We start from the raw sequence: 2,206 nt of genomic DNA, 5'->3' as shown, positions 1-2,206 counted from the left end.
GAAGTCCTCACCGGGTAGTCCCCACGCCCATTTCAGCTCTATTTCATACCCGAAGGTCTCGCACCATACTTGGTATTGTACCGTATTGCCGTAAAATGTTAACCTAATTTGAGATTAAATCATGCTCTCAAACTATTAGATTAATAACTTGGGGATTTTTCAGCGATCGCCTTCAATATTTCCTCCGTCAACTGGGGCAGAGTCATCGTTCCCAGATCTCCTGAGGAGCGAGTTCTCACACTCAAAGACTGATTATCTAACTCCCGCTGACCAATCACCACTGTCACCGGAATTTTCTCGAGTTCAGAGTTGCGAATTTGTTTGCCTAAACGTTCCCCAGTATTATCGACTTCCGCGCGGATATTCTGCTGTCTTAAACTTTGGGCAATTGATTGAGCATAATCTCGAAAGCGATCGCTCACCGCCAATACTCTCACCTGAACCGGAGCCAACCACAGGGGAAAATCTCCCGCATAATTCTCAATTAAAATCCCAAAAAACCGCTCCAAAGAGCCAAAAATCGCGCGATGAATCATAATCGGACGTTGCCGAGAACCATCCGCCGCCACATATTCCATATTAAATCGTTCCGGCAAATTAAAATCCACTTGAATCGTCGAACATTGCCACAATCGACCGATCGCATCCTGAATTTTAATATCTATTTTAGGTCCATAAAAAGCCCCGCCACCCTCATCAGTCACATAATCCCAGCCTTTAGTATTCAGAGCAGCAATCAAAGCATCCGTTGCTAATTGCCACACCGCATCATTCCCCACCGATTTACTCGGACGAGTAGAAAGATTCACCTCATATTTACTAAAGCCAAAATCCGATAAAATCTTTTCCGTCAAATTTAACACTCCCAAAATTTCATCTGCCACCTGTTCAGGCAAACAAAAAATATGGGCATCATCTTGAGTAAACCCCCGCACTCGCATCAATCCATGTAATACCCCAGAGCGTTCATACCGATACACAGTGCCTAACTCTGCCCAGCGAATTGGCAACTCTCGATAAGAGTGCAAATGACTTTGATAAGTTAATACATGAAAGGGGCAATTCATCGGCTTTAATTGATAGGATTGGTTCTCAATCTCTATCTGGTCAAACATATTTTCTCGGTAAAAATCATAGTGACCGGAAGTTTTCCACAGTTCCAAATTAGCAATGTGGGGACTGTACAACAACTCATAACCATCTTGCAGATGAGCTTGTCGCCAATAGTCCTCAATTAATAGCCGCATTCTTGAGCCTTTAGGATGCCAAAAGACTAAACCGCCTCCGGCATCTTCTTGGATGCTAAATAAATCTAACTCCTGTCCTAACTTGCGGTGGTCGCGTTTTTTCGCTTCCTCTTTCTGCTGCTGATAATATTCTAGTTCTTCTGGAGTTTCCCAAGCCGTCCCATAAATTCGTTGTAGTTGCGGTAGGGTTTCATCTCCTCGCCAGTAAGCTCCGGCTACACTTTCTAACGCCAAAGCATCTGGATTAATTTCGCCCGTAGAGTTCAGGTGAGGTCCTGCACATAAATCCCACCAAAATTCCTGGGTGGGAATAACCACCGGTGAAATCAGAGACGGTTCGACTTCGGGATGATTCGTCCGCCCCATATCTGGGCTACCGATAAAATAGCGAGTAATGGTTTCTGTTTCGGGAATACTATCCAGAATTTCTAACTTTAATGGTTCATTTAATTTCTCTATTTCTGCCCTAATTTGTTCTCGGTTGACTTCTTCCCTAATTACTGGCAAGTTACCTTTGATGATGCGTTTCATCTCCTTAGTTATTTGCCCCAAGTCTTCCGGGGTGAACGGTTCTTTCCGGTCAAAGTCATAGTAAAACCCCGTGTCGGTGGTGGGACCAATGGCGACTTTGGTTTCGGGAAATAGTTTTTGTACCGCCATTGCTAGGATGTGAGCGCAGGTGTGGCGAATTCGCCGCAGCTTTTCTCCATCTCTTTGGGAATGGTTTTCCTCAGAGGTGGGACGGTTGATTTGACTGAGCATATTAACCCCATCGTGAGAACGATTATCATTTTACTAGATCGCCTGAGCAATGGGCAAGTATTGGGTTGAGGGACAAGTATTGCGTTAAGGCGATCGCCTCCCAAGGTTTGATCAAATCCTAGAGAGCATGATTTAATCTCAAATTAGGTTAATATTTTAGGGCAATATGGTATAAGAAGCGAGAAGAGTTGAGGATA

Annotated in this window: 1 protein-coding gene; it reads right to left on the bottom strand. The window is 44.2% G+C overall.

Annotation, left to right across the window (positions count from 1 at the left end):
- Positions 1 to 140: 140 nt before the first annotated feature.
- Positions 141 to 2,009, bottom strand: coding sequence for a threonine--tRNA ligase (thrS, locus tag ACTIE0_RS23920; RefSeq protein ID WP_006623096.1), 1,869 nt, complete (start codon positions 2,007 to 2,009; stop codon positions 141 to 143).
- Positions 2,010 to 2,206: the final 197 nt, after the last annotated feature.

The organism is Limnospira sp., assembly GCF_051859755.1.
In the GTDB taxonomy this organism is placed as follows: Bacteria; Cyanobacteriota; Cyanobacteriia; order Cyanobacteriales; family Microcoleaceae; genus Limnospira; species Limnospira fusiformis.
This window is presented reverse-complemented; position numbering and strand designations above follow the sequence as displayed.